This is a genomic window from Corynebacterium sp. KPL3927, assembly GCF_040225835.1.
GTDB lineage: Bacteria > Actinomycetota > Actinomycetes > Mycobacteriales > Mycobacteriaceae > Corynebacterium.
On the sequence record NZ_JBEHGD010000001.1, the window covers coordinates 78,277 to 101,887 of the forward strand.

Below are 23,611 nucleotides of genomic sequence, written 5' to 3' on the forward strand. Positions count from 1 at the left end.
CTCAGTGGGCCACCGGAGGATGAAACGATTTACGTGTGCGCACGCAAAAGGCGCACGGCGTTCCAGTCTAGAACACCGTGCGCCCTGCACAAAATCATTTTTAAGAAATGCGCTCGATTTCCGTCGGCGACAACTCCACTGGGGTTTCGCGGCCGAAGATGGAGACTAGGCCCTGCATCTTGCCGGTCTCCGGGTCAATTTCGGAGATGGTAGCGGACACGGCAGCCAGCGGGCCGGACAGGATGGTAACGGCCTCGCCCACCTCGAAGTCGTGGGCGTACTTCTTGGCCACTTCCTTCTCCGGCATTTCGACGACCTGCTCGCCCTCTTGCTCGTTCGGGGCGGCCTCGCCCTTGGTGGCGGGAGCTTCATTCGGCATGAGGAACTTTGCCACGTCGCGGGTCTTCACCGGCGTCGCGTTGCCTTCGTTTCCCACGAAGGAGGTCACGCCGGGGGTTTCGCGGATGACGGACCAGGCGGCATCGTTAAGCTCAGCGCGTACCAGAACGTAGCCCGGCAGCAGCTTGCGCTTTACAATCTTCTTTTTGCCGTCCTTGTTTTCCATGATCTGCTCGATGGGGACGACGACCTCGAAGATGGAATCTTCCACCTCAAGGGTTTGCGCACGCATGTCGAGGTTGGTGCGCACCTTGTTCTCGTAGCCGGAGTAGCACTGGATGATGTACCACTGGCCCGGCTGCTTCTTCAGCTCGCGGGTGAACTCGCGCAGGCGCTTGCGGTAAGCGGCGTCCTCGGCTTCTTCCTCGGTTTCGGCGGAAGCCTCTGCAGCGGCCTCTTCGGACTCTGCACCGGTCTCTTCGGCGGACTCGGCTTCCGCCGCGGGGGCATCGGCAAGCGCAGCGTCTTCTGCGTCACCTGCGCCAGCCTCAGCAGGCGCTGCGGCCTCCTCTTGGGCGTCCTCGACTGCGCTGGCGTGCTCTGCCGCCTGCTCTTGCACGTTGGACTGCATGGCCTCCTCTGGGGAGGTTCCTGGGTTTTCGACGTTATTCTCGTCACTCATGAGTGGTACTCCAAAATGTCATCGGCGCGTGTTGTAGAACCAGCCTACCCGCGGCGCGTGTGGGCAAAAAGTATCCCGCCGTTCCGGAGTGCGGAAACAGCGGGATAAAAGTTTATGGAGTTATTCTAACTAATTGGTCAGAATCTTCTCAACTCCGAGGCCAGCCAGGGTGTCAACGCCCCAGACCAAGGCGGTGATGACGATCAAGAAGGCGAACGTGATGAGGGTGTACTGCAGCATCTCTCCACGGGTGGGCCACACCACCTTCTTCATTTCAGAAACAACCTCGCCAGGGAATGCGGCGACGCCGCCACCCGGGCTGTCGGTGCGGTTTTTATCCTCAACGCGGACGACGTTCTTGTTCGCCGAGTCCGTGGAGGTCGTGGAAGCCGCACCAGAAAGCTGGCGCTTACCGGTGGGACGCGGGGCCGCCGAGTCCTTCGGCTGCTGCTCATCGCTCACAGCTAACCCTCCTTGGGAAATGAATTCTTTTTCCGAGCGCGATATTCCGCCCAAACATAACTTTGTCAACCCTAGCAAAAGGTGCACGGGCAGGAAAGCACGCCGGGGCGGATGCGCGCCGCTGTGACAAAAATATCCCCGCCATCTGGAAAGCAGATGACGGGGATCCTTGCAGGGGCGACAGGACTCGAACCTGCAACCTACGGTTTTGGAGACCGTTGCGCTACCAATTGCGCCACGCCCCTATTTTGTTATCCGTGACGCTTGAGCGCCACGCGCCGATGACCTTACCAGATCCCTAATTCCGCACGGAAACCAGTACGCCGCTAAGGCCATAGGCACGGTAGTAAAAAAGCGCCGTAGTGGCGCTTTTCTTTCCCGGTAGCGATGGCGAGAATTGAACTCGCGACACAGCGATTATGAGTCGCTTGCTCTACCACTGAGCTACACCGCCATGGTGAACACCTTCATCCTGCAGGAAAATATTTCCTCCAGACATGAATGGAGCCCCCTGACAGAATCGAACTGTCGACCTTTTCCTTACCATGGAAACGCTCTGCCGACTGAGCTAAGGGGGCATATCCCAGCATCAAGCACGTCAATATTTCGTTGTGCTCTCCGTTGCGGACTTCAATAATGTAACCTGACACCTCCACTTTGCACAAATCGCCACGTCAGCGCCCCATAAGCGAGGAAATTTCTGGGGCTTATACGATGCTGACCCTCCCCGCCCGCTGTGCTTGAATGAAAGGCATGTTAGATCATAAAGACTGTCTTTCTATCGACGCCGCGAAGCTCTACTACAACTCCGGGTTTTCGCAGGCGGAGGTGGCGGCACACCTGGGAATTTCCCGGCCGACGGTCTCCAAATTGCTCACCCACGCCGCCGAGCGCGGCTTTGTCACCGTGAGTATTACCGATCCCCGCGAGCAGTCCGATGAGCTGGTTTCTGCGCTCTGCGAGCGCTTTTCGCTTGCCGATGCCCGCATCACCGCCACCCCTCCCGGCGGCTCCCTGCTTGCGGATTTGGGCAGCGCTGGCGCCGCCCTATTGGAAGAGCTCATTACCGATCACACTTCGGTAGGCTTGTCCTGGGGCGAAACCATGTCCGCGGTGGCCTCCCATTTGCGCAAGCGTCCGCTAGAGGGTGTGGACATCGTCCAGCTCAAGGGCGGACACTCCCACTCGGAGCGCTCCACCAAGGATCTGCACACCATGCAGGCGTTTACCCAGGCCTTTAATGCCGAGGCGCACCTACTCCCCCTCCCGGTCATCTTCGATTCCGTTGAAGCCAAGGAATGGGTCTCCCGCGATAGGCATATTGCCAAGATTTTGCAGATGGGGGCATCAGTAAGCGTGGCAGTATTTACCGTCGGCGCCATGGAAAAAGAATCGCTCGCGCTTAACTTGGGATATCTCACCGAAAGCGAAGAGGAAGAATTGCTCACCAATGCGGTGGGAGATGTATGCTCGCGCTTTTTCACCGCCCAAGGCGATGTTGCCAGTCAGGCGGTGGATGAGCGCACCGTTGGCATTAGCCTGAGCGATTTAACAACGCGCCCCACCCGCGTCTTAGTAGCCGGCGGTGCCCATAAGGCCGAGGCACTACAGGTCGCTTTGGATATGGGCCTTGCCACCCACCTAGTCACGGATCGAACTACGGCACACAAACTGGTGAACTCTACAGAGAGGCGCCTTCCTCACCATTAATGCACATTTGTTAATTATTTCATTGACATTGGTGCCACGGGGGCTAAACTGACTGGTGACACAGTCCACCAGTCAACGTTGAGGAGTACTCCATGTCTCAGACCGAGATTTCCACCCCGCACATCAATCCGCATGGCGCCCCCATCGCAGAGACCGTTTTGCTGCCCGGCGATCCCCTCCGCGCCAAATTCATCGCGGATACCTTCCTGGAAGATGTCGTCCAATTCAATGAAATCCGCAACATGCTGGGCTTTACCGGCACCTACAACGGCAAGCCCATCTCCGTTATGGGCACGGGTATGGGAATTCCCTCTATCGGTATCTACTCCTGGGAATTGATCCATAAGTTCGGTGCGAAGAAGCTCATCCGCGTCGGCTCCATCGGTGCTATGCAGGAAGACATCGAATTGCACGACGTCATCGTGGCAGCTTCTGCTTCTACCGATTCCAACTTCCTGTCACAGTATGACCTGCCTGGTACCTACGCCCCCACCGCATCCTGGAAGCTGCTCAAGGCGCTGGTAGATGAGGCCGAGCGCCAGGAGACCCCGATTCACGTGGGCAATATCCTAAGCACCGACACGTTCTACCACATGGACCAGACCGTCAACGGCCGCTGGGCACACATGGGCGTGCTTGGCGTGGAGATGGAATCCGCCGCGCTCTATGCCACCGCCGCCGAGGCTGGCGTGGATGCATTGGGCCTATTTACCGTCTCAGACAATGTGGTCAACGGCACCCAGCTTTCTGCCGAGGACCGCCAGAGCGCATTCCACACCATGATGAAACTCGCTTTGCCGCTTAACGCAGTCGACTAAGCTCCTCCTCCCACAAAGGACTACTACTTCAATGCTGAAAAAAGTTAAGGCCATGCCGGGGGATCGCACCCAGGTCAACCCCAAGGCGGCCGTCCCTATCCTCCTTTTCGTCTTCGTCTTCTCCCTCGTCATTGACAATGGGTTCAAGACGATGACCATGCCGATCGCGGAAGCGCTGGAGATCTCCGATAAGACCGCTTCGCTGCAGGCCTCCCTTGCTGGCGTCATCATTGGTATCGGCGCCGTCGTCTACGCCGCCTTGGCAGACTCCATCTCTATTCGGAAGCTCATGCTTACCGGCATAGTTTTTGTGGCCGTAGGCTCCATCTTGGCCTTCATCTTCTCTGGTTCATGGGCCATGGTGCTGACCGGCCGCCTGATTCAAACCACTGGTTTGGCCGCCGCTGAGACGCTCTACGTTATCTACGTGACCAAACATTTGAGCGAGGATGACCAAAAGACCTACCTCGGCTTTTCCACCGCTGCCTTCCAGGCCGGCCTGCTCATTGGCGCGCTGACCTCCGGGTTCATCTCCACCTATGTGTCCTGGACGGCGATGTTCCTCATCCCACTTATCCTCCTGCTCACCATTCCGCCCATCATTAAGAATGTGCCAGAAGATGAGGCCGTGGAGGGTCACCTGGACGCACTTGGCCTGTTCTTTGTCGCCCTCTTCGCCAGCGCCCTCATCTTGTTTATGCAGGATTACCTCTGGTACTGGCTCGTCGTGGCGGCCATTGGCTTAGTCCTGTTCATCGTGCACATCAAGAACGCGAAGAACCCAGTGGTCACCCCGGATTTCTTTACCAATGGACGCTACGTGTGGACCATCGTCATGGTGCTCTTTGTCTATTCCACCCAGCTGGGCTTTATCTTCCTGCTTCCCTATGCAGCCCAGGACATGCACGGGATGAGCCTTGACCGCGCTTCGTTGTTGCTCATTCCTGGGTATGCCTGCGCCGTGCTCGTCGGTGTTTTATCCGGCAAGATCGGCACGGTGCTCTCGTCTCGATCCACCATCTATACTGCTTTTGCTTTGGTTGCAGGTTCCTTATTCATTGCCGCGCTCTTTGCACAGGTTCACGTGGCCATGCTTGTTATCACCATCATTGCCTTTGCCAGCCCCTGATGTACGCACCACTGGTCAATACCGCGCTGCGCAATATCACCGCAGCCAAGTCCGGTATCGCCATCGGCTTTTATAACCTCACCATCAATATCGCCATCCCGCTAGGCATTGCGTACACCGCCAAGCTGATGGAGTCCACCAGCTACACCACCACCCTGCTCATTCTCACCGTCATCGCCCTCTTCGGTTCCGCGCTGTACATCATTTCGGATCTAAAGATGACTAAAAACGAACCCGCCCCAGTTTCCTAAAGGAGAAAATCATGACTTCCCAGAACCTCACCCGCTCAGACGTTGCTTCCTATATCGACCACACCCTGCTCAAGCCAGAGGCCACCCCGGAGCAGTTCCGCGCCTTGGTAGAAGAGGCCACCGAGCTTGGCACCTACGCCGTGTGCGTCTCCCCTTCCGCCCTGCCGCTCGAGACCCCAGAGTCCCTCCATGTCGCCACTGTCGTGGGCTTTCCTTCCGGCGCCGTCAAGCCGGAAATCAAGGCCGCTGAGGCAGCCCGCGCGGTTGCCGATGGCGCCGAGGAAGTAGACATGGTCATCAATATCCCGCTGGCCATCGAGGGCCGCGCTGAGGAGCTGCAGTCAGAAATCCAGGCCGTGCGCGATGCCATCCCAGGCACGGTACTCAAGGTCATCATCGAGTCTGCCGCGCTTGCCGATGCCGCCATTGTCCTCGCCTGCCAGGCCGCCGCTGCCGCTCAGGCGGACTTTGTCAAGACCTCCACCGGCTTCCACCCCGCCGGCGGTGCCTCCACCCACGCGGTCAAGCTCATGCGCGAGACCGTGGGCGACAAGCTGGGTGTGAAGGCCTCTGGCGGCATCCGCACCGCCGAGGATGCCCTCGCCATGATCGAGGCCGGCGCCAGCCGTCTGGGGCTATCCTCCTCCGCCAAGATCCTCGAGGAGCTTTAAGCCATGTCTGTGGATAAGACCTTCGATATCGAGTACGCCCGCACCTGGGCCGAACACGATCCGGATGCGGACACCGCCCGCCAAGTGCTGACTTGGATTGAAGAAAATAACTCCGAAGAACTCGCCGCCGCCTTCGCGGGTCCCCTGAACTTTGGTACCGCGGGCCTGCGCGCTGCCGTGGGCGCGGGCGAATCCCGCATGAACCGCGCCGTGGTCATCCGCACCACTTATGGGCTTATCACCTGGCTCAAGCAGCAGGTCGATACCCCGGTCGTTGTCGTCGGCTGCGATGCCCGCCACGGCTCCGCGCAGTTCCAGCGCGATGCCGCGCAGGTTATCTCCGCCGCCGGTGGCAAGGCCCTGGTCCTGCCTGCGCAGAATCCGACCCCGCTGACCGCCTTCACGGTGCGTTCCCTGGGCGCGGATGCCGGCATTATGGTCACCGCCTCCCACAATCCGCCTGCCGATAATGGCTACAAGGTCTACCTGGGTGGCCGCGTTGCCACCGGCCCGGGCGAGGGCGTGCAACTTATTTCCCCAGCCGATAAGGAAATCGCCGCCGCCATTGCTAAGGCCCCCTACGCCGACGAGGTCCCGCTCACCTCCGATCACATCGAGGACGTCGATACCCGCACGGAGTACCTCGAGCGCGCCACCACGTTGGTTGGTGAGAATTCCGATATCACCATCGCGCTGACCGCCATGCACGGCGTGGGCGCCGAGCTGGGTAAGGAACTGCTGTCTCGCTGCGGCTTTACCGTCTCGCTGGTGCCAGAACAGGCCGATCCTGACCCAGATTTCCCCACGGTTTCTTTCCCCAACCCGGAAGAGCCCGGCGCGCTGGACCTTGGCATCCAGCATGCCGAGAAAATCGGTGCCGATATCCTTATCGCTTACGACCCCGATGCCGATCGCTGCGCCGCCGCCGTGCCTACCGATGGCACCTGGCGCCAGCTCAGTGGCGATGAAACCGGTGCCTTGCTTGGTGATTACCTCGCTCGCCGCGGCGCTACCGGCAACTTCGCCAACTCCCTCGTATCGTCCCGCTTGCTCGGGCGCATCGCCGCGCACTACGGCCTCGGTCACGAGGAAACCCTGACCGGTTTCAAGTGGATCGCCCGCACTCCGGAGCTCGCCTTCGGTTACGAAGAAGCCATTGGTTTCTGCCCCGATCCCAACGCAGTGCGCGACAAGGACGGCATTTCCACCTCCGTAGTGCTCGCCAGCCTCGCCGCCGAATGCAAGGCCGCTGGAAGCAGCCTCCTGGACCGCTTGGATGATATCTACGCCACGGTTGGTGCCCTGCACACCCAGCCGCTGACCTTCCGTGTCGAGGACTTGAGCCTGATTGCCCAAGCAATGGACAAGGTCTCTGCCACCCCACCGACCGAGCTCGCCGGCTCCCCGGTGTCCAAGGTGGAAAAGTTTGCCCAAGGCTCGAAGTTCTTCACCGATAACGATGACCGCGTCATCGTTCGCCCCTCCGGCACCGAGCCCAAGCTCAAGTGCTACCTGGAGTCCCCCGACGCCGGTCGCCTCGATGCCATCGCGGCCGACCTGCGCGATTACTTCGGGCTCTAAGCCGGCGCCTACTGGAAACAGTTTTATGGGCCAGCAGGATTTCGCCACCATAGCGCGAATCTGCTGGCCCATAAGGCTTTATAAGGCGCCCTAGAGCACAAGGGCTCTTCTTTCCCTTCACGGGAAGCGCCCAACTCGGGCGAGCCCTGGTGCCATCAGGTCAATTACTTAACATCCAAGTATTCGACTAGTTCTTCCGCGATCTTTTTCGCACCCGTTGGGCCGAGGCCCAAGAACCAGAGGTCATCGCTGACGCGGAAGGCCTTGCCCCCCTTCACCGCTGATAGATTCTTAAATTGTTCGGATTCGACAATTTTGTCCTCACCAGTGGCCGATGGATCACCGTAGCTGGAGTAAAACAGGTAATCTCCGTCTGCTTCAGAAATGGACTCTGGAGAAATCTCCGCTGCCAGCTCATCAATGTCCTGGTTTTCTGGGCGAGCCAGTCCTGCATCGCGCAGAATGACACCGATGAGGGACTTATTGGCGTACAGGCGGATCTTGTCTGGCATGAATCGAAGCATGGAGACCGTCGTGTCCTTCGGCATTTTCTCCTTGATTTGAGCCAAGGTATCCGCATAGTCGTTGAGGATATCGACGGTTTTCTCCTCTTCACCGAGCGCGTCACCGATCAGCCGGAAGTCTTCCTTCCATGGATAGCCTGGGCGGATAGCCAACACGGTCGGCGCGATATCGGAAAGCTGCCCGTACAGATCGTCCACGCGCAGCTGGCTGCCCACAATGAGATCAGGCTTTAGCTCCGCGATTTTTTCGACGTTCACCTCTTGAATGGTGCCAACCGAAGGTACGTCTTTCACCTTGTCAGCCAGGTAATCCGGCACTGGATTCGCACCCTTAGAGGTAACCATGCCTACCGGCTTAATCCCCAAGGACAGCACGGAGTCGAGCTCGCCCATGTCCAGCACCACAACGCGCTCTGGCTTCTCTTTGATCTCAGTTTCACCATTGGCGTGTTTAATGGTGCGCGGGAACTGGCCGGGCTCAGCGTCAGTTCCCAACTTAGCGGTTTCTTCATCTGCGGTACCAAAGCGCTCACCACTATGGGAGACGCTTTCATTGCCCGGACCACCCTTGGATTCGTCATTTTCGGCGGCACTGCAGGCAGACAGTGACAAGGCAATGGCGACGGCGGCAGCCATGCTTGATAGCAGGCGTTTTTTGTTGAACAATACTTCTGACATAATGGTTAGCCTAAGCTAACTTACTTATTTGTTGAAAATAATATGACGCATACCAAATCAACGCTCCCCCCAATGGGTGTACCGAATGCTCGTCGCCGCAGGTGGCGGGTCGGCGTATTCCTTGCACTTGCACTTCTGCTAATGGTGCTTCTGATTGTGCTCAGCCTATTCATCGGCGCGCAGTCTTTTAGCCCCTCTGAAATAGTCGCAGGCCTCCGCGGTGGCCCCGGCAGCGGCACGGCTGGAGACATCCTCTACGAGCGACGAATCCCACGCACCGTCGCCGCCATCCTTGCGGGCACTGGGCTCGCGGTCGCCGGCTGCATTCTCCAAATCATCACCCGAAACCCGCTGGCAGATACCGGAGTATTCGGTATGAACGCCGGCGCCGCCTTTGCGGCCGCGCTCGCACTTAGCGTGTTCGGACTATCTTCGCCCATAGCTTTTACCGCCGCCGCCTTGATCGGCGCGAGTGGCACCATGCTATTAGTTGCGCGCCTAGGACGTGACGTGTCTGGAGCCATTGATCCGCTCCGTATCGTCCTTGCCGGCGTGGCGTTAAGCGCTGTGTTCGAAGGCCTTTCTGAAGGCATGTCGCTCCTAGATCCGCAAGCCTTCGCCCGAATCAAGGCGTGGATGGTGGGCAGCATGGATATAGCCGCTACCACCCCGCTTTATCTCATGGGGTGTGGATTGGCTATCGCCGCAGTGATGCTGCTTTTCCTAGCACCCCGCCTGACCGTCCTGCCGCTAGGTGAACACGCTGCAGAAGCACTTGGCATCAACGTAGCCCAAACCCGCGCGCTGGCCCTCTTTGTTGTATCTTTGCTCGCCGCAACAACCACTGCCGCAGTCGGCGTATTAGCATTTGTCGGCATGCTTGTCCCCCACTTGGTCCGCCAAGTGGGCATCACCAATGAGCGCGATCAGATTTGGATTAGTGGGTTAATCGGTCCAAATCTGCTTCTCTTCGCCGACATCATCGGGCGGCTTATCTTGCCCGGCGAATTACCCGCCGGAGTAACCGTCGCGATAATCGGTGCTCCTTTCCTCATTTTCCTTGCACAACGCAAGCAGGTGGTTCTATGAGGCCCACAGAACTAGACGCCACGAGGACCGCTACCACCTCGGTACGCACCATCGCTGCGCGATACCGCCGCCGCGAAACAATTGTGCTTTTTGTGGGCATCGCCGCTGTCCTTCTCGCTGCCGTCGTAGCGCTGACGTACCCTGGCGCAGGACTAGATCGCGTGTCGGCCTGGCAGGCGCTTATTCACCCCGACTCCGGCTTCGGCACCACCGTAATCTACGAATGGCGCTTGCCCAGGGTCACCGCTGCCATCGTGGTAGGAGCTGGCCTCGCTATCGCCGGCACACTTTTTCAGACCGTAACCCGCAACCCGCTGGGCTCGCCCGATATCATTGGTTTTAACACCGGTGCCTATACCGGGGTGATCGTGGTGAGCTACTTAGGATTTAGCAGCTTTATTAACGTCGCATTAGGGGCGGTGATTGGGGGCGGGATTACCGCGCTGATCATCGTCGTCCTGGCCCTGCGCAGGCAGGTCAGCGGCATGCGACTCATCCTGGTCGGTATTGGAGTCTCCCTTACGCTCTCCGCGGTCAACCGTTACCTCATCTTGAGTGCAGATTTGGACACGGCTATGGCTGCGGCCACGTGGGCTGCTGGTTCGCTCAACGGCATTGAATGGATTTTCGTCGGCCCAGCGGCCATCGTGCTGGCACTAATCATCGTGCTAGCTTTCACGTTGAGGTCGCGCTGCGAGGCCCTAGAACTTGCCGATGACACCGCCTACTCCCTCGGCCTAAATGTAACCCGCACCCGCCTTGTTCTAGTGTTTCTCTCTGCCCTTTTAACAGCACTGTGCACCGCGCTGGCCGGTCCGATTTCTTTCGTAGCCTTAGCGGCACCACACCTGACAAGGTTCCTTACCGGCGGCCAACGAGTCAGCCTCCCTGCTGGTGCACTTATCGGCGCCACCTTGCTATTGGTCTGCGACATCATAGGGCAACAGCTTTTCCATCCCACCATGCTTCCGGTTGGCGTCGTAACCGTCACCTTGGGCGGCACATACCTGATCATCCTCATGCTCTTCGCGCACCGCACCTACCGCAGGTAATTTTGAAAGGACTTTTCCCATAATGGCTTTCCCAGATTCAGACAGCGATGGAGACATCGCGGTAGCAGTACAGGGCGCTACCGTCACTTACGGCGACTTCACCGCCGTAAACAACGTAAGCGTGGACTTCCCGCGCGGAAAGTTTACGTGCATTATTGGCCCCAATGGCTGTGGCAAATCCACGCTTCTGCGCGCTATGGCGCGAGTATTGCCCACAGAGGCAGGCACTATTTCCTTAGAAAACAAGGAGATTGATTCTTTTGGCCGCAAAGAATTATCGCGGCGCATCGCGCTCATGGCCCAAGATGCAATAGCACCTGAACATCTCACCGTGACGGAACTGGTAGCACGTGGCCGGTTCGCACACCTAGGACCGCTCGGGCAACGCAGCAGCCAAGACTTCGACAAGGTATCCCAAGCAATATCGACGGTAGAACTGGATTCGCTGGCTGACCGGCGGATGAATGAATTATCCGGCGGTCAACGCCAACGCGCTTGGTTGGCCATGGCGCTAGCCCAAGACACCCCGGTGCTCTTACTAGATGAGCCCACAACCTTTTTGGATTTGGGCTACCAGCATGACTTACTCACTCTCGTGAGAAACCTCAGCAAAAACGAGCACAAAACAGTCATCGCCGTAGTACATGACCTCCAGCAAGCGATACGATTCGCAGACCACATAGTTGCCATGCAAGGTGGTGAGCTGGTGGACCATGGCAACCCTGAAGACATCGTTACCGCAGAGTTGATCGAGCAACTTTATGGCTTACCCGTCGAGGTCACCAGAGCTGGACGCCAAGGGCGCACAGTTATCGTTCCAGATTAGGACTTAATGACAGAATATGTTGTTGATTTTGCCTCGTTAGAGGGGCTGAACTGGCGCTATTGGTCCTGTTGCGACCTTTTGTGAGGATAGGTGGTCCTCCGCGGGGAGAGAGGACTTGACCGTATCCGGCTGGAAACAAACCATCAACCAAATGGCCGTGGACTTTACCAACTGCTTCGACAAATACCTGTAAACCCAACCTCACACACAACTTGACACGCGCGCCCTAGGAGATAACAAAAGCCAGAGCCCAAGTCTGGGAATAAACCCCAGTTATTTCTTTGATGTAAGATGCTGCGAAATGGTGCAGGGCAAAAATCTTGCCACTCATTGAAAAGTGGAGTGCGGAGTATGAAAACTGAGTGGAGCTCATCAGCTTTCGGGGGCTATATGAATTCTCTTTTGAAAAGATATTTCGCCGAAGAAAACGTAATTTCCCCCGAGGCTGTCGAGCTTAGAACAGCCTGGAGAACGTCCCGGTTCGTCTACTGCGTATTTTCTGTAAAATCCACCCGAGGGATTGCGTATCTTGGTATGGAATTGCCCCCGATACCGAGTACTGGAGGTGTCTCTTCGGAGGAAGATACCGCTGCAAAAGGTTGGGCAGATAAACTTGCTGGCGAGTACTTCGCCGGGGATTTGGACTACGACTCAGGAGATAAAATCGAGTGGCTCGGGAAAGCTAGCAACAACGTTCCTCAGCATTTTATGGAATTGACAAGGATGAAAGCAGACAAAAAGGAAGACTCAGAGCTTTATATTCCGCTAACGAATCACGGCTAATCATTTCTTGAGACTCATAATTTTTAGTCCAAGCCCTTTTCCATGTTAAACCATTGAGGATTAATACATCATTTTCCTCATTATCCGGCCATACCGTCACTGCTTTGTATGTGTAGTAGACACATGCCACGAATACAACAATATTTCCAAAGATGATCCACTGCGGTATATCATTCGGCAGAACTATCTCTAGAACAGCACTCACAAAGCACATCATTGCAACGTTTGTACTCAACGCAATGATCAGCATTCTACGTCCAAGACCCATTTTTATCCCTTACTTTTTCGTGTTACTTATATTTATCCGCACCGGTCAGCGGCTATTACGATAGGACCAGATCCGGTTGCCATGGTAGCCGCAGCCATCGTAGGCCCAATAGGGACTGTGAGCGGCGCGGACGCGACTTCGAGTGCGGATCCCACAGTTGCTGCGCCCCCTAGAAGGACAGCCCCCGCACACCCAGCAGCAGACCGAGTCTGAATGAGGGTTGCGTCGACCAACTCTGGATCAACATTCGTCGAGTACTTTGCAGTGATCTGGTCGCCCCCAACCGAGTATTCGATGTTTACTTGCCCTCCAGTGTTGAGAGTCTTTGAAGTGAGCAGAGCTTCTTCTCCGCTATTCGGGCTTTCTACAAACACCGTGTCTGCTTCTTTACGATCAATACCATTTACTACTTCAGCGGAGTACCCACTCTTATCAGTTTCATTGATAAGGAAAACCTCCTTCTAAATTCCCAAATAGGAAGAAACTCAGGTAAATGATAAAAACTTCGATTGCCCTTCGCAAGACATAACTGGAATATTCCCTTTTGTCGTTTGACCCAAGCCGATGGAGTCACTCCATCGCGCTAACCACGACGAAGCCCCACAAGCTTATGCTTGTGGGGCTCTGTGTTGTGCCAGGTAGAAGATTCGAACTTCTGAAGGCAATGCCGGCGGATTTACAGTCCGCTCCCTTTGGCCGCTCGGGCAACCTGGCATGCACTCTGTGGTGCGTGTATGTACTTTACTATGAAGCACCCACCTACCTCCAAATCGCCAGCGCAGCAGGGAGAAATGGGGTGTGTAGGAGGGGGCATCGACAAGCAGCTAGCCCACGCGGCGGACGGTGTAATCCGCGAGCTGGCGCAGCGCTTGGCTAGCGGAATTTTCCGGCAGTACGGAAAGCTGTTCTTCTACGGTGCGCAGGTAGGCGTTAATGTCCTCTAGCGCCCTCTGACGGCCGCCAGACTGGCGCAGGAGCTCGATAGCACGCTCGACCTCAGCATCGGTTTCTAGGGGGCCTGTCAGCAGCTCACGCAGCTGGTCGCCCACCTCGCCGTCTTCCTCCAAGGCGTAGAGGACCGGGAGGGTAAACACGCCCTCTCGCAGGTCGGTGCCCGGGGTCTTTCCGGAGTCTTTCGGATCGGAGAAGATATCGATGACATCGTCCACGATCTGGAAGATCATGCCGATGGCACCGCCAATGCGGTACAGGGCCGCAGCGTGGTCGGCCGAGGCGCCGGAGTGGTACGCGCCGAGGTAACCGGCAGAGGCGATAAGCACCGCGGTCTTTTCCTGAATAACGGCCATGTAGTGGTCCACGGGGTTGGCTTCGCCGGCACCGATGGTCTCGCGCATCTGGCCGGTCACCAGCTCTTCAAAGGTATCCGCAAAGTGGCTTACGGTATGGGTATCTAGTTGGCTCATCAGGCGGGAGGCGTGCGCCAAAAGGGCATCGCCGGCAAGGATGGCTACGGAGTTATTCCACCGGGAGTTGGCGGATTCCACGCCGCGGCGGCGATCCGCCTCATCCATCACATCATCGTGGTACAGGGTGGCAACGTGCACCATCTCCACAACGGTGGCGGACTTAATAACCTCTTCACAGCCCGGTTTGGTGCCGTACTCAGAGGCAAGCAGGGCCATCATCGGGCGAAAGCGCTTGCCGCCTGCCTTGGACAGATGGCTTACCTTGTCCTTCAAGAAGTCCTGGCCGCGGTCAGTTTCACTGCGCAGCTTTTCTTCTACTGCTTCCATGCCCGCGCCAATGCGTTCATTAAGCTGTGGATCACCAAGATCCACGTGAGTGGCATGCGAGTGGCCGTGAGTCATTAAATAGCGTTCCTTGCAATTAAAAGCCAGAGATAATCGTTTATCTACCGTAGTCCAAACCAGCCCCCTTAACACACTTGAGGGGTTGAACTAGTGCAATGATAGTCCCTATGTCGGAACAGATCGATTCCCCCCGCCCTGTCGAAGTCGCCATCATCGGTGCAGGACCCGCAGGAAGTGCCGCGGCCATCCACGCCGCCCGCGCTGGCTATGAGACTGTCCTCATTGATTCATCCGTCTTCCCCCGCGATAAAACCTGCGGCGATGGTCTTACCCCGCGGGCAATGCACCAGCTAGATAAGCTCGGCATTACTGTTAACGCCTCCTACCGCAACCGCGGGCTCAAACTGCACGGCTACGGCGGGGACGTCACCGCCCCGTGGCCGCAGACCTATCCTTCCCAGGTAGGTACCGCCCTGCCGCGCTTTAGGCTCGATGCGCAGCTGGTAGAGGCCGCAACCGCCGCAGGTGCCACGCTAATATCTGGTACCCCCGCAAGCGCCCCGGTGATGGAGGGCAACCGGGTGACCTCGTTTCGCATCGGCAAGCAGATTATTCAGCCGAAATGGCTCATCGTGGCCGATGGCGTGCGTTCTACCTTTGGCAAGCAACTGGGCCGCACCTGGCACCGGGATGAGGTCTATGGCATCGCCGCGCGCTCCTATGCCGCCTCCCCTCAAGCAACCGAGCCATGGATGCACTCGCACGTGGAATTAAAAGATGAAGACGATTCCGTCCAGCCCGGCTACGGGTGGATTTTCCCGTTGGGAGCAGAGCTTGGCCAGGTTAATATCGGCGTCGGTGCGCTATCGACCGCGCAGCGGCCGGCCAAGATTAATACCAAAAAGTTGCTGGAGTTCTACGCCACCCAACAGCGCGCGGAGTGGGGCCTTGGAGACATCGAACACGTCACCTCTGCCCTGCTGCCCATGGGTGGGGCGGTCTCTGATGTAGCGGGGGCCAACTGGATGCTCATTGGCGATGCCGCCGCTTGCGTGAATCCTTTAAACGGCGAGGGCATCGACTACGGCCTCGAGACCGCAGCGCTCGCAGTAGCCATGCTCGGCCCGAAGGATTTCACCCTCGCGTGGCCGGCCACCCTGCGCGAGCACTACGGCGAATCCTTCCTGCTCGCGCGCACGGCTGCCCGCCTGTTGACCTACCCGCAATTCCTGCCCGTGGCGGGGCCATTGGCGCTGCGCGGTCCGGTGGGCCGCTTGCTGATGCCCGCGGCGGCCCGCCTCATGGGCAACCTCATCACGGAGGAGGACCGCGACCTTATCGCCCGCCTGTGGCGCACGGCCAGCCGCACCGTAGGGGCCGTCCGGCGCGATACGCCCCTGTGGGCCTCCACCGCGGCGGTCTAGGAGGGCTGCAAGAGGTTTACTGTGGGGCATCGGCAAGCGGCTTCGTTGCCGAGTGCAAGGCGACGATGCCTAGGGTGAGGTTTTGCCAACCCGCGTCGGCCCAACCATTGCGGTTGATGGCCGCCGCCAACTCCTCTTGGCCAGGCCAAGCGCGGATGGATTCCGCGAGGTAAATATAGGCATCCGGGTTGGAGGAGACCACGCGCGCAACCGGGGGCAGCAGGCGCATGAGGTATTCCTTGTACACGGTGCCAAATACCGGGACGATGGGGGTGGAAAATTCCGCCACCGCCAGGCGCCCGCCCGGCTTGGTCACGCGCGCCATTTCCCGCAGCCCTAGCTCGTAATCGTGGATATTGCGCAGGCCATAGGAGATGGTGACGGCGTCAAACGTATTATCCGCAAAGGGCAATTTCATGCCATCGCCGGCCACCTTGGGCACGTCGCGCTCGCTTCCGGCGGCGAGCATGCCGCGCGAAAAATCGCAGGCTACGCACCACGCGCCGGATTTGGACAGCTCTTCTGTGGATACCGCGGTTCCGGCCGCGAGGTCGAGGACCTTTTCCCCCGGCTGCAGGTTAAGGCGCTCGCGGGTGCGCTTGCGCCAGCGCTTGTCCTGCCCAAAGGACAAGACGGTATTGGTGAGGTCGTATTTTTCGCCGACGGCGTCAAACATGCGCGCGACGTCGAAGGGCTTTTTATCCAGATCTGCCTTAGACACAAATGCCTAGTCTAGGCTACGCGCGCCCCAAGGGCACGAGCCGCCCACCGCGGTAGCTCCGGGCGCTGTCCCAAAATGGTCAGCGGCACCCGGCGGGTATCTTCCAGCACCTCTTCGTAATAGCCCACCAGCTGCTCGCACAGCGCGGTCCACGTCTTAGAAGAAATGGAGGCGCGGGCATTATCCTGCAACTCCGCATGTATCTCCGGGTTGAGGAGCGCATCGACGGCATTGGGCAGGTCCTCGACGAAGCTATCCACGTCTAAGAGCAGGCCGTTATAGCCTTCCTGGATAAGGTCCACGGGCCCGCCTGCCCGCGGGCCGATGGTGGGCACGCCAGAGGCTTGGGCCTCCTGGATGGACTGGCAGAAGGTTTCAAATTCGCCGGCGTGCACAAAGACATCGAGCGAGGCATAGGCCTGGGCCAGTTCCTCACCGCTCAGCGCCCCCGTAAACACGGCGTTGGGAAGCTGCGCCTCCAACAGTGAGCGCTCTGGGCCATCGCCGACGATGACCAGCTGAATATCCTCGCGGCCATTGAGTGCGGACAGGCGGTGCACGCCCTTTTCCGCGGCTAAGCGGCCGACGAAGCCGACGATGTTTTTCTTTCCACTCCGGTCCCAGCTGCGGCGCAGCGCAGCAGAGCGTTTTTCGGGATGGAAAAGCTCGGCATTGACGCCGCGGCCCCAGTGGCGCACGTGCTTGATGTGGTGCTTTTCCAAATCCCGGATGGTCAGCGAGGACGGTGCCAGGGTCATCTGGCAAGAGTTGTGGATCGTGCGCAGCCACTCCCACACGGCGTAGGCCAAGGCGGAGGCATGGTACTTGGTGGCGAAGCCTGCGACATCGGTTTGGTAAAGCGCCACTGCCGGAATGCGCTGTTGGCGGGCCGAAAATGCGCCCGCTGCACCCAGCACAAACGGGCTAGCCAGGTGGATAATATCGGGCTTGAACTTCCGCAACGCGTCATCCACGGCCGTGGTCGGCACGCCCACCGGCAGCGAATCCACCAGCGGCACGCGCACGGTGGGCACGCGGTAGATGGGAAAGCCCAAGTAATCAGGGATTTCTTCTTGGCCCTCGCGGGCACCGGGGGCGATGACAATCGCATCGTGTCCGGTTTCGTGCAGGTGCTCCAAAACGCGCAGCACCGAGTTTGTCACACCATTGACATTGGGGAGGAACGATTCGGCCACGATTGCAACTCGCATGCCACCATAATGGCCTATTTTTCTTGGCCTTTGGTGAATCCAATGAAAAATCTGGGTAAATTATTTTTCAGCCCGATTTTCAGCGCGGCGGGTGGTCACGGTAATAAGCCGCCACAACCCCACGGCGGCAAGCGTAGACACAACCGCCACGGATAGCGCCGGTATGACCGCCAAGGTCCACTCGCGGCCTTCTACCTTCACCAAATCCGGGTTATCCTCGGCGTACTGCACCCATACCTGCTGGCCCTCACCCAAGTCCGTGGGATAGAGCAAGCCTTGCCGCGGGGAATGATAGATCCCGTCGCTATCTTGGAAATCCACGGTGGTGCGCAGCGCGCCGACGTCCTTGACCGTTGCCAAGGCCCGGCTAGGCTGCGCGGAAATGGCGCGGTCATTGAGGAAGGGCCCTACCACCAGGCGCACCGAGCCCACGATCAGCGCCACATAGACGGCCAGCACGAGCTGGTGCAGCCGGCGCCGAAAAACCGCGGGCCTATAGCGCGGGGACACTTACTGGCCCACCTTCTGCGTGAGCTTATCCTGCAGCGCCCGGCGCGTAGCACGGGTGGTCTGCGCCTCCACGATGGTAATGCCAGTGGAGTATTCCTTGAGCTCTGCCAGGGTATCCAGCAGCTCCTGCGGGGTGGTCACCAGGCGGTAGTCTGCGTCATACGCTTCTGCCAGCTTGCCGATGCCCACCCCATGCGGCGTTCCAAAGGCTGGCTCGAAGGCATCGCGAAGCGCGGGCGCGCCTTGCTCCAGGGTCTCGAAGATGCCGCCGCCATTGTCATTGGCCACCACGATGGTGAGGTTCTCTGGCCGCGGCTGGTCCTCCGGGATCAGCAGCCCATTGGCATCGTGCAAAAAGGTCACATCCCCTACCAGGGCCATCACGCGTGGGGCGCGCCAATTGGTGGGGTCCAGCGATTGCGTAGCTAGGGCGACGCCAATGGCTTGGGAGACGGTGCCATCGATGCCCGCCACCCCGCGCGGGGCGTAGGTATCCACGCCATCGAAGGGCATACCGATGAGGGAGGCATCGCGCACCGGATTCGAGGCGCCCAGTACCACCGTGTCATTGACCGCAAGCGTATCGCCTACCGCCGCCGCTACGTGCAGACCGGTAAACCCGAGCTCTTCATCCTCCAGGGTTGCGCGCACGGCCTCGCCGGTCATGTCGGTCGCGCCCTGGCAAATCTTGAGCCACTCGCGGCTTGGCTCGCCGGTGACCTTGACGGTGGTGCCAAGCCGCGCGTTATCCCCACGCTGGTTGGTAAAGTCCGCCGTGCGCGAGAGCACCACGAGCTCGATATCCGGGTCATTCATCAGCGCGAGCACCCCGCGGTGAAGCGTGGGGTGGCCCACCACGATGACCTGCTCAACCTTGGTATTGACCACGTAGTCATTCGCAGAGACCTGCGCCTTGCGGAAAATATGCGCCGCGGCCGGGTGCACGGGGTGGAAGGGCCCCGGCGCGGAGGGCTCCGCGATGGTCGGCACGTCTTCTAAGCCCTCGACCTCCCAGGCCTCATCGCCGGCGATGACGAGGGTATTTTTGCTCAAGTTCACAGCGACCTCGCCGTGGTTATAAAACCGCGGGGTAGCCGCGCGAGTGCCATCGCCACCTACAGGTTCCGGCAGGCTATCTCCTACCAGCGGCGCGTCAAAGGCGATATTGATGTGCACCTGAAGATCGCGCTCAAATCGCTCCGCAATAGCGGCGATATCTTTGTGCTCGTTGACCTGGGTGGTATCCGCATAGACGCCAAAGATGCCGTCTTGCACGATGGTTTGGGAGGCGCCAGTGCCGATCAGCCGCTCTGGGCGGTCGGCGCTAATAATGGCGAGCGGGGTATGCGAATAGTGCGCTTCAACCACCGCGGGCAGCGTATTGGCCACGGCCGTGCCGGAAGTCATCACCACCCCGACGTGGCGGTGCTGCACGCGCGCCATTCCTAAGGCAGTAAACGCAGCGCCGCGCTCATCAATGCGCGTATGCACCCGGATATCCTCGCGCGCCAAGAGCGCTAGGGACAGCGGTGCGTTGCGGGATCCCGGGCACAGCACCACATCAGTAAGGTGGCGCGCCAATTGGGCGGCTACCTGTTCAGCCAGCTGCATCGATTCATTCATGCTGCCAGATTTTACCTACTGCGGCGCGGCGGCCGGCAATCGGCAATCCCGCCGCACCGTACCGCGCCGCCGTTACTATGTGTTAGCCCTGCTGCTGGTTGCCGCTATTGCCTAGGAGATCCCGCAAGAGGCGTTCCACGTCGAGGTCATTGCCTTCTTCCAGGCGGTCCTGGATTTCCGGTGGCAGCTCGGAAGGAATATCTTCGGGGAGCTCGTCTTGCAGGTTTGGCAGATTGCGCAAGCGCTCAGAAATGCCAGGGCCCGCATCCTCGGTTTCGGTCACCGTGGTGGGCACCTGCGCGGTCGTGGTCTCCGTCACCGGTTCTGGCGCCGGCTTATCGGCATCGCTCGCGGCATTGCGCCACAAGAAAAACAGGGCGCCCGCCGCCAAGATGGCAACCACGGCGATGGCGGCAAAGACACCGGCCATCCCGCCGTTTTTCTTCTTTCCCCTACCTCGCTGATCCGGGTCATAGTCCGACGGCACCGGCTCATACTGCTGCTGGGCGTATTGTTGCTGGCCATACTGTTGCTGACCGTACTGCTGCTGGCCATATTGCCCGCCGGGCTGCTGGTAGTTTTGTTGGTAATTCTGCTGGTAATCGGCGCTTGCATCGAATTGCCGCGTCTCATTCTGCGGCTGCTGCGCGCCCGGGAAATACTGCTGCGGGCGCTGGTTGCGGGCATCACCGGCCGCGCTATCTGGAACGCGGCCTATCTGGCGCGTGGCATCCTCGGCCGGGCCAGACCACTGGCGGGTCTCGTCAGTGCCGCGGCCATCATCATGAGAGCCTTTTCGGCCATTGGAACCGTTTTCACCAAAGCCATTATTTGTCATGCCTACCAGATGTACATCATTTTCCTGTGAGATCCCAGGGAATCTCCCAGATGCCAGCGCTGAACCGAGGGGGAGGTGCTAGCTCTGCCGCTGGCGTGCCCGCAGCGCCCGGCCGGTCGCGGTATCTTCAGCGGCCAGCTGGCTTGGGGTGGCATCCGCGATGATTCGCCCGCCGTCTGCACCGGCTCCGGGGCCCATCTCAATGATGCGGTCCGCGCTCGCCAGAACGTTGAGATCGTGTTCGATGACGATCACGGTATGCCCGGCATCGACAAGCTTGTGCAGCTCCGCATTGAGCAGGGCAATATCGGCCGGGTGTAGGCCGGTGGTGGGCTCATCCAGCATGTAGACCGTGTGCCCGCGCCGCGAATTGCGGGAGCGCTGCAACTCCGTGGCGAGCTTGATGCGCTGCGCCTCACCGCCGGAAAGCTCCGGCGCGCCTTGTCCTAAGCGGAGGTAGCCCAAACCCACGGCCTGCAGCGTGGCGATGGCCCGGTGGATCTTTGGTTCATCGGCAAAGAATTCGGCGGCCTCATCCACGGTAAGCTCCAGCACCTCTGCGATGCTGCGCCCGTGCCAGGTCACCTCGAGGGTCTCATCGTTGAAGCGGGCACCGCCGCATTGCGGGCAGGTGGTATAGGAACCCGGCAAAAAGACCAGCTCTACCTCGATTTTTCCGGCGCCACCACAGGTAGGGCACTGGCCCTGCTTCACGTTGTAGGAAAAGCGCGAGACCGTCCACTTGCGCTCCTTGGCCTCTGGGGTGGAAGCAAAGAGCTTGCGCACGTTATCGAAAAGGCCGGTATAGGTGGCCAACGTGGACCGCGGGGTGCGGCCAATGGGCTTTTGGGAAATCTGCACCAGCCGGGAGACCTTATCTAGGCCCTCTACCCCGGCAAGGGAGAATTCGTGGCCGCCCTCGTCTGCATCATCTTTATCCTCATCGGCCACGGCGGTGGCGGACTCCTTGAGGGTTTCTGCCAGCACGGTGCTCACCAGCGTCGACTTACCGGAGCCCGATACACCGGCCACCGCGGTAAATTGCCCCAGGCCAAAGTCCACATCGAGCCCGTCGATGCTGCGCGCGGAGATGCCGCGCAGGCGGAGGTGGTTGGAGGGGGTACGGGGGGCATCGGCAAGCGCGAGCTCACGCTGCGCCAAGGCGCGGGCGGTGGGGGTATCGGCGTCGTAGTCCTCGACCGGCCCGGAATAGACCACCTTGCCGCCGCCCTCGCCGGCGTAGGGGCCGACGTCCACGAGCCAATCCGCTTGGGCCACCAGATCCATATCGTGTTCCACGAGCAGCACCGAATTGCCGGCGGAGATGAATCGGCGGCACATCTCCAACACCGCCCCGCGCTCATCGGGGTGCAGGCCGGCAGATGGCTCATCGAGCACATAGGCCACGCCAAAGAGGCCGGAACGCAGCTGGGCGGCGAGCCGGATGCGCTGCAATTCGCCCGCCGAAAGGCTCTGGGTGGGCCGGTCTAGGCTCAGGTGCGCCAGCCCCAGCTCCAGGGCGGAGGTCAGCGCCGGCAGCACCTGCTTGAGCAGCAGATCCTCCGCGGAATTCTCCTCCGGTTCCTGCGCGCTGAGCACCTCATAGACCTGGTCCAGCGGCAGCGCGCCCAGCTTGTCGATGCTCATGCCCGCATACGTCACCTCGAGCGCCCGCGGGTTCAACCGGCGGCCGTGGCAGGTATCGCACTCGCGGGATTCCATGAAGGACAACGTGCGCTTGCGCAGCGATTCCGATTGGGTCTCCTGCAGCGTCTTGGTGAGGTAACTGGCCACCGAGCGCCACGTCCCCTCATAATTGCGCTGAATCTGGTCCGCACCGCGCAGCGGTTTTACGGTGACTACGGGGCGTTCTTCGGTAAATAGGATCCAGTCGCGGTCTTCCTGCGGCAGGTCTTGCCAAGGCGAATCCAGGTCATAGCCCAAGTTCATGAGGATATCGTGAAAATTCTTGCCCGCCCACGCACCGGGCCAGGCCTTAATGGCGCCTTCCTCAATGGACAAGGTGGGATCGGGCACCATCGATTGCTCGGTGGGCTCGTGCACCACGCCCGCGCCTTGGCACTGCGGGCACATGCCCTCAGGAGTATTCGGTGAAAAGGCATCCGAGTACAGGCCTTCAGGATTATCCCCGGCGCGCGAGTACAATAGGCGCACGCTATTAGATAGCGCGGAGACCGTGCCCACCGTGGAGCGCGCCCCGCCGCCGGAGGTGGATTGCTGCAGCGCCACCGTGGGCGGCAGCCCCTCCACCTGGCTTACCTGCGGGTCCACCGCGGAGCTAATGAGCCGGCGCGCAAACGGCGCCACCGATTCCAGGTAGCGGCGCTGCCCTTCCCCGTGGATGGTGCCAAAGGCCAGGGAGGACTTTCCGGAACCGGAGACTCCCGTCACCGCGACGAGTTGGCCGCGCGGCATATCCACATCGACATTGCGCAGGTTGTATAAGTGGGCATCGCGAACCTTGATTGTCATGTCCGCGATCTTACCCGCGCACCAGCTTCCTAAGGCAACGCCTCAGCCCGACACCCCCGCACCCCTCCACACGCCACTTCGCCTACCGATCTGTCTACCAATCTGCCTAGCCAAGAATTAATTTCACACCTGCTCGGGGCGTTCCGGCTGGCGAGC

General features: G+C 59.5%; 19 protein-coding genes, 4 tRNA genes and 1 pseudogene. 10 read left to right on the forward strand and 14 right to left on the reverse strand.

What is annotated here, in order from left to right:
• Window positions 1-100: 100 nt before the first annotated feature.
• The 5 genes from nusG to ABRP86_RS00445 all read right to left on the reverse strand — a co-directional run bounded on the left by nusG (window position 101) and on the right by ABRP86_RS00445 (window position 2,061).
• The gene (gene nusG, locus ABRP86_RS00425; RefSeq protein ID WP_349862057.1) at window positions 101-1,021 is read right to left on the reverse strand and encodes a transcription termination/antitermination protein NusG; all 921 of its coding nucleotides are present in this window, start codon (window positions 1,019-1,021) and stop codon (window positions 101-103) included.
• A 129-nt stretch (window positions 1,022-1,150) separates the two neighbouring features.
• Window positions 1,151-1,483: a preprotein translocase subunit SecE gene (gene secE / locus ABRP86_RS00430; protein WP_284869936.1), complete on the reverse strand. Its 333-nt coding sequence runs from the start codon at window positions 1,481-1,483 to the stop codon at window positions 1,151-1,153.
• A 172-nt stretch (window positions 1,484-1,655) separates the two neighbouring features.
• Window positions 1,656-1,728, reverse strand: a tRNA-Trp gene (locus ABRP86_RS00435).
• A gap of 137 nt (window positions 1,729-1,865) precedes the next feature.
• Window positions 1,866-1,937: transfer RNA gene (locus tag ABRP86_RS00440), tRNA-Met, on the reverse strand.
• Window positions 1,938-1,985: 48 nt separating this feature from the next.
• Window positions 1,986-2,061, reverse strand: a tRNA-Thr gene (locus tag ABRP86_RS00445).
• A 175-nt stretch (window positions 2,062-2,236) separates the two neighbouring features.
• Here ABRP86_RS00445 and ABRP86_RS00450 point away from each other — a divergent pair.
• The 5 genes and pseudogenes from ABRP86_RS00450 to ABRP86_RS00470 all read left to right on the forward strand — a co-directional run bounded on the left by ABRP86_RS00450 (window position 2,237) and on the right by ABRP86_RS00470 (window position 7,643).
• Window positions 2,237-3,193, forward strand: coding sequence for a sugar-binding transcriptional regulator (locus tag ABRP86_RS00450; RefSeq protein WP_349862058.1), 957 nt, complete (start codon window positions 2,237-2,239; stop codon window positions 3,191-3,193).
• 92 nt (window positions 3,194-3,285) lie between these two features.
• Window positions 3,286-4,011: a purine-nucleoside phosphorylase gene (deoD, locus tag ABRP86_RS00455; RefSeq protein WP_023025153.1), complete on the forward strand. Its 726-nt coding sequence runs from the start codon at window positions 3,286-3,288 to the stop codon at window positions 4,009-4,011.
• A gap of 31 nt (window positions 4,012-4,042) precedes the next feature.
• Window positions 4,043-5,391, forward strand: a pseudogene (locus ABRP86_RS00460) (MFS transporter).
• A gap of 11 nt (window positions 5,392-5,402) precedes the next feature.
• A complete protein-coding gene (gene deoC, locus ABRP86_RS00465; RefSeq protein WP_349862059.1) occupies window positions 5,403-6,062 on the forward strand; it encodes a deoxyribose-phosphate aldolase in 660 nt (219 codons plus the stop codon).
• Between the two features lie 3 nt (window positions 6,063-6,065).
• Window positions 6,066-7,643: a phospho-sugar mutase gene (locus ABRP86_RS00470; RefSeq protein ID WP_349862060.1), complete on the forward strand. Its 1,578-nt coding sequence runs from the start codon at window positions 6,066-6,068 to the stop codon at window positions 7,641-7,643.
• A gap of 164 nt (window positions 7,644-7,807) precedes the next feature.
• On the opposite strand, the gene ABRP86_RS00475 is transcribed toward ABRP86_RS00470, so the two are convergent.
• Window positions 7,808-8,845: an ABC transporter substrate-binding protein gene (locus ABRP86_RS00475; RefSeq protein ID WP_284611438.1), complete on the reverse strand. Its 1,038-nt coding sequence runs from the start codon at window positions 8,843-8,845 to the stop codon at window positions 7,808-7,810.
• 141 nt (window positions 8,846-8,986) lie between these two features.
• Here ABRP86_RS00475 and ABRP86_RS00480 point away from each other — a divergent pair, with 141 nt between their 5' ends.
• The 4 genes from ABRP86_RS00480 (at window position 8,987) to ABRP86_RS00495 (ending at window position 12,595) form a co-directional block, all read left to right on the forward strand.
• The gene (locus tag ABRP86_RS00480; RefSeq protein ID WP_005276827.1) at window positions 8,987-9,934 is read left to right on the forward strand and encodes a FecCD family ABC transporter permease; all 948 of its coding nucleotides are present in this window, start codon (window positions 8,987-8,989) and stop codon (window positions 9,932-9,934) included.
• Window positions 9,931-10,986 carry a FecCD family ABC transporter permease gene (locus ABRP86_RS00485; RefSeq protein WP_237791537.1) on the forward strand — a complete coding sequence of 352 codons (1,056 nt, stop codon included), beginning with the start codon at window positions 9,931-9,933 and terminating at the stop codon, window positions 10,984-10,986. Before ABRP86_RS00480 ends, ABRP86_RS00485 begins: the two co-directional genes overlap by 4 nt.
• 22 nt (window positions 10,987-11,008) lie before the next feature.
• On the forward strand, window positions 11,009-11,812 hold the full coding sequence (locus ABRP86_RS00490) for an ABC transporter ATP-binding protein (protein WP_349862061.1): 804 nt from the start codon (window positions 11,009-11,011) through the stop codon (window positions 11,810-11,812).
• A gap of 351 nt (window positions 11,813-12,163) precedes the next feature.
• Complete coding sequence (locus tag ABRP86_RS00495) at window positions 12,164-12,595, forward strand: hypothetical protein (protein WP_284639975.1); 432 nt, start codon at window positions 12,164-12,166, stop codon at window positions 12,593-12,595.
• A gap of 900 nt (window positions 12,596-13,495) precedes the next feature.
• Here ABRP86_RS00495 and ABRP86_RS00500 read toward each other — a convergent pair.
• Window positions 13,496-13,577 (reverse strand) — tRNA-Tyr (locus ABRP86_RS00500).
• A gap of 110 nt (window positions 13,578-13,687) precedes the next feature.
• Entirely contained in the window at window positions 13,688-14,692 is a 1,005-nt protein-coding gene (locus ABRP86_RS00505) for a polyprenyl synthetase family protein (protein ID WP_349862062.1), read from the reverse strand.
• A 98-nt stretch (window positions 14,693-14,790) separates the two neighbouring features.
• Between ABRP86_RS00505 and ABRP86_RS00510 the strand changes: the two genes are divergently transcribed.
• The gene (locus tag ABRP86_RS00510; RefSeq protein ID WP_349862063.1) at window positions 14,791-16,059 is read left to right on the forward strand and encodes a geranylgeranyl reductase family protein; all 1,269 of its coding nucleotides are present in this window, start codon (window positions 14,791-14,793) and stop codon (window positions 16,057-16,059) included.
• A gap of 16 nt (window positions 16,060-16,075) precedes the next feature.
• On the opposite strand, the gene ABRP86_RS00515 is transcribed toward ABRP86_RS00510, so the two are convergent.
• The 6 genes from ABRP86_RS00515 to ABRP86_RS00540 all read right to left on the reverse strand — a co-directional run bounded on the left by ABRP86_RS00515 (window position 16,076) and on the right by ABRP86_RS00540 (window position 23,455).
• Window positions 16,076-16,780 (reverse strand): demethylmenaquinone methyltransferase, encoded by a 705-nt coding sequence (locus ABRP86_RS00515; protein ID WP_005276807.1) that lies wholly within the window; start codon window positions 16,778-16,780, stop codon window positions 16,076-16,078.
• An 11-nt stretch (window positions 16,781-16,791) separates the two neighbouring features.
• Window positions 16,792-17,991 (reverse strand): glycosyltransferase family 4 protein, encoded by a 1,200-nt coding sequence (locus tag ABRP86_RS00520; protein ID WP_349862064.1) that lies wholly within the window; start codon window positions 17,989-17,991, stop codon window positions 16,792-16,794.
• Window positions 17,992-18,051: 60 nt separating this feature from the next.
• A complete protein-coding gene (locus ABRP86_RS00525; RefSeq protein ID WP_349862065.1) occupies window positions 18,052-18,501 on the reverse strand; it encodes a DUF3592 domain-containing protein in 450 nt (149 codons plus the stop codon).
• On the reverse strand, window positions 18,502-20,124 hold the full coding sequence (gene menD, locus ABRP86_RS00530) for a 2-succinyl-5-enolpyruvyl-6-hydroxy-3-cyclohexene-1-carboxylic-acid synthase (RefSeq protein WP_302521614.1): 1,623 nt from the start codon (window positions 20,122-20,124) through the stop codon (window positions 18,502-18,504).
• 82 nt (window positions 20,125-20,206) lie between these two features.
• Window positions 20,207-20,962: a hypothetical protein gene (locus tag ABRP86_RS00535; protein WP_302522616.1), complete on the reverse strand. Its 756-nt coding sequence runs from the start codon at window positions 20,960-20,962 to the stop codon at window positions 20,207-20,209.
• A 78-nt stretch (window positions 20,963-21,040) separates the two neighbouring features.
• Window positions 21,041-23,455 (reverse strand): excinuclease ABC subunit UvrA, encoded by a 2,415-nt coding sequence (locus ABRP86_RS00540; protein WP_349862066.1) that lies wholly within the window; start codon window positions 23,453-23,455, stop codon window positions 21,041-21,043.
• Window positions 23,456-23,611 lie beyond the last annotated feature (156 nt).

Bases quoted from the DNA above. Each gene is read 5' to 3' on its own strand.
- ABRP86_RS00510 (WP_349862063.1), top strand. From the start codon at position 14,791: ATGATAGTCCCTATGTCGGAACAGATCGATTCCCCCCGCCCTGTCGAA.
- ABRP86_RS00475 (WP_284611438.1), bottom strand. From the start codon at position 8,845: ATGTCAGAAGTATTGTTCAACAAAAAACGCCTGCTATCAAGCATGGCT.
- ABRP86_RS00490 (WP_349862061.1), top strand. From the start codon at position 11,009: ATGGCTTTCCCAGATTCAGACAGCGATGGAGACATCGCGGTAGCAGTA.
- menD (WP_302521614.1), bottom strand. From the start codon at position 20,124: ATGAATGAATCGATGCAGCTGGCTGAACAGGTAGCCGCCCAATTGGCG.
- ABRP86_RS00495 (WP_284639975.1), top strand. From the start codon at position 12,164: ATGAAAACTGAGTGGAGCTCATCAGCTTTCGGGGGCTATATGAATTCT.
- deoD (WP_023025153.1), top strand. From the start codon at position 3,286: ATGTCTCAGACCGAGATTTCCACCCCGCACATCAATCCGCATGGCGCC.
- ABRP86_RS00520 (WP_349862064.1), bottom strand. From the start codon at position 17,991: ATGCGAGTTGCAATCGTGGCCGAATCGTTCCTCCCCAATGTCAATGGT.
- ABRP86_RS00540 (WP_349862066.1), bottom strand. From the start codon at position 23,455: ATGACAATCAAGGTTCGCGATGCCCACTTATACAACCTGCGCAATGTC.
- deoC (WP_349862059.1), top strand. From the start codon at position 5,403: ATGACTTCCCAGAACCTCACCCGCTCAGACGTTGCTTCCTATATCGAC.
- ABRP86_RS00535 (WP_302522616.1), bottom strand. From the start codon at position 20,962: ATGACAAATAATGGCTTTGGTGAAAACGGTTCCAATGGCCGAAAAGGC.
- ABRP86_RS00450 (WP_349862058.1), top strand. From the start codon at position 2,237: ATGTTAGATCATAAAGACTGTCTTTCTATCGACGCCGCGAAGCTCTAC.
- ABRP86_RS00485 (WP_237791537.1), top strand. From the start codon at position 9,931: ATGAGGCCCACAGAACTAGACGCCACGAGGACCGCTACCACCTCGGTA.
- ABRP86_RS00505 (WP_349862062.1), bottom strand. From the start codon at position 14,692: ATGACTCACGGCCACTCGCATGCCACTCACGTGGATCTTGGTGATCCA.
- ABRP86_RS00480 (WP_005276827.1), top strand. From the start codon at position 8,987: ATGGTGCTTCTGATTGTGCTCAGCCTATTCATCGGCGCGCAGTCTTTT.
- ABRP86_RS00470 (WP_349862060.1), top strand. From the start codon at position 6,066: ATGTCTGTGGATAAGACCTTCGATATCGAGTACGCCCGCACCTGGGCC.
- nusG (WP_349862057.1), bottom strand. From the start codon at position 1,021: ATGAGTGACGAGAATAACGTCGAAAACCCAGGAACCTCCCCAGAGGAG.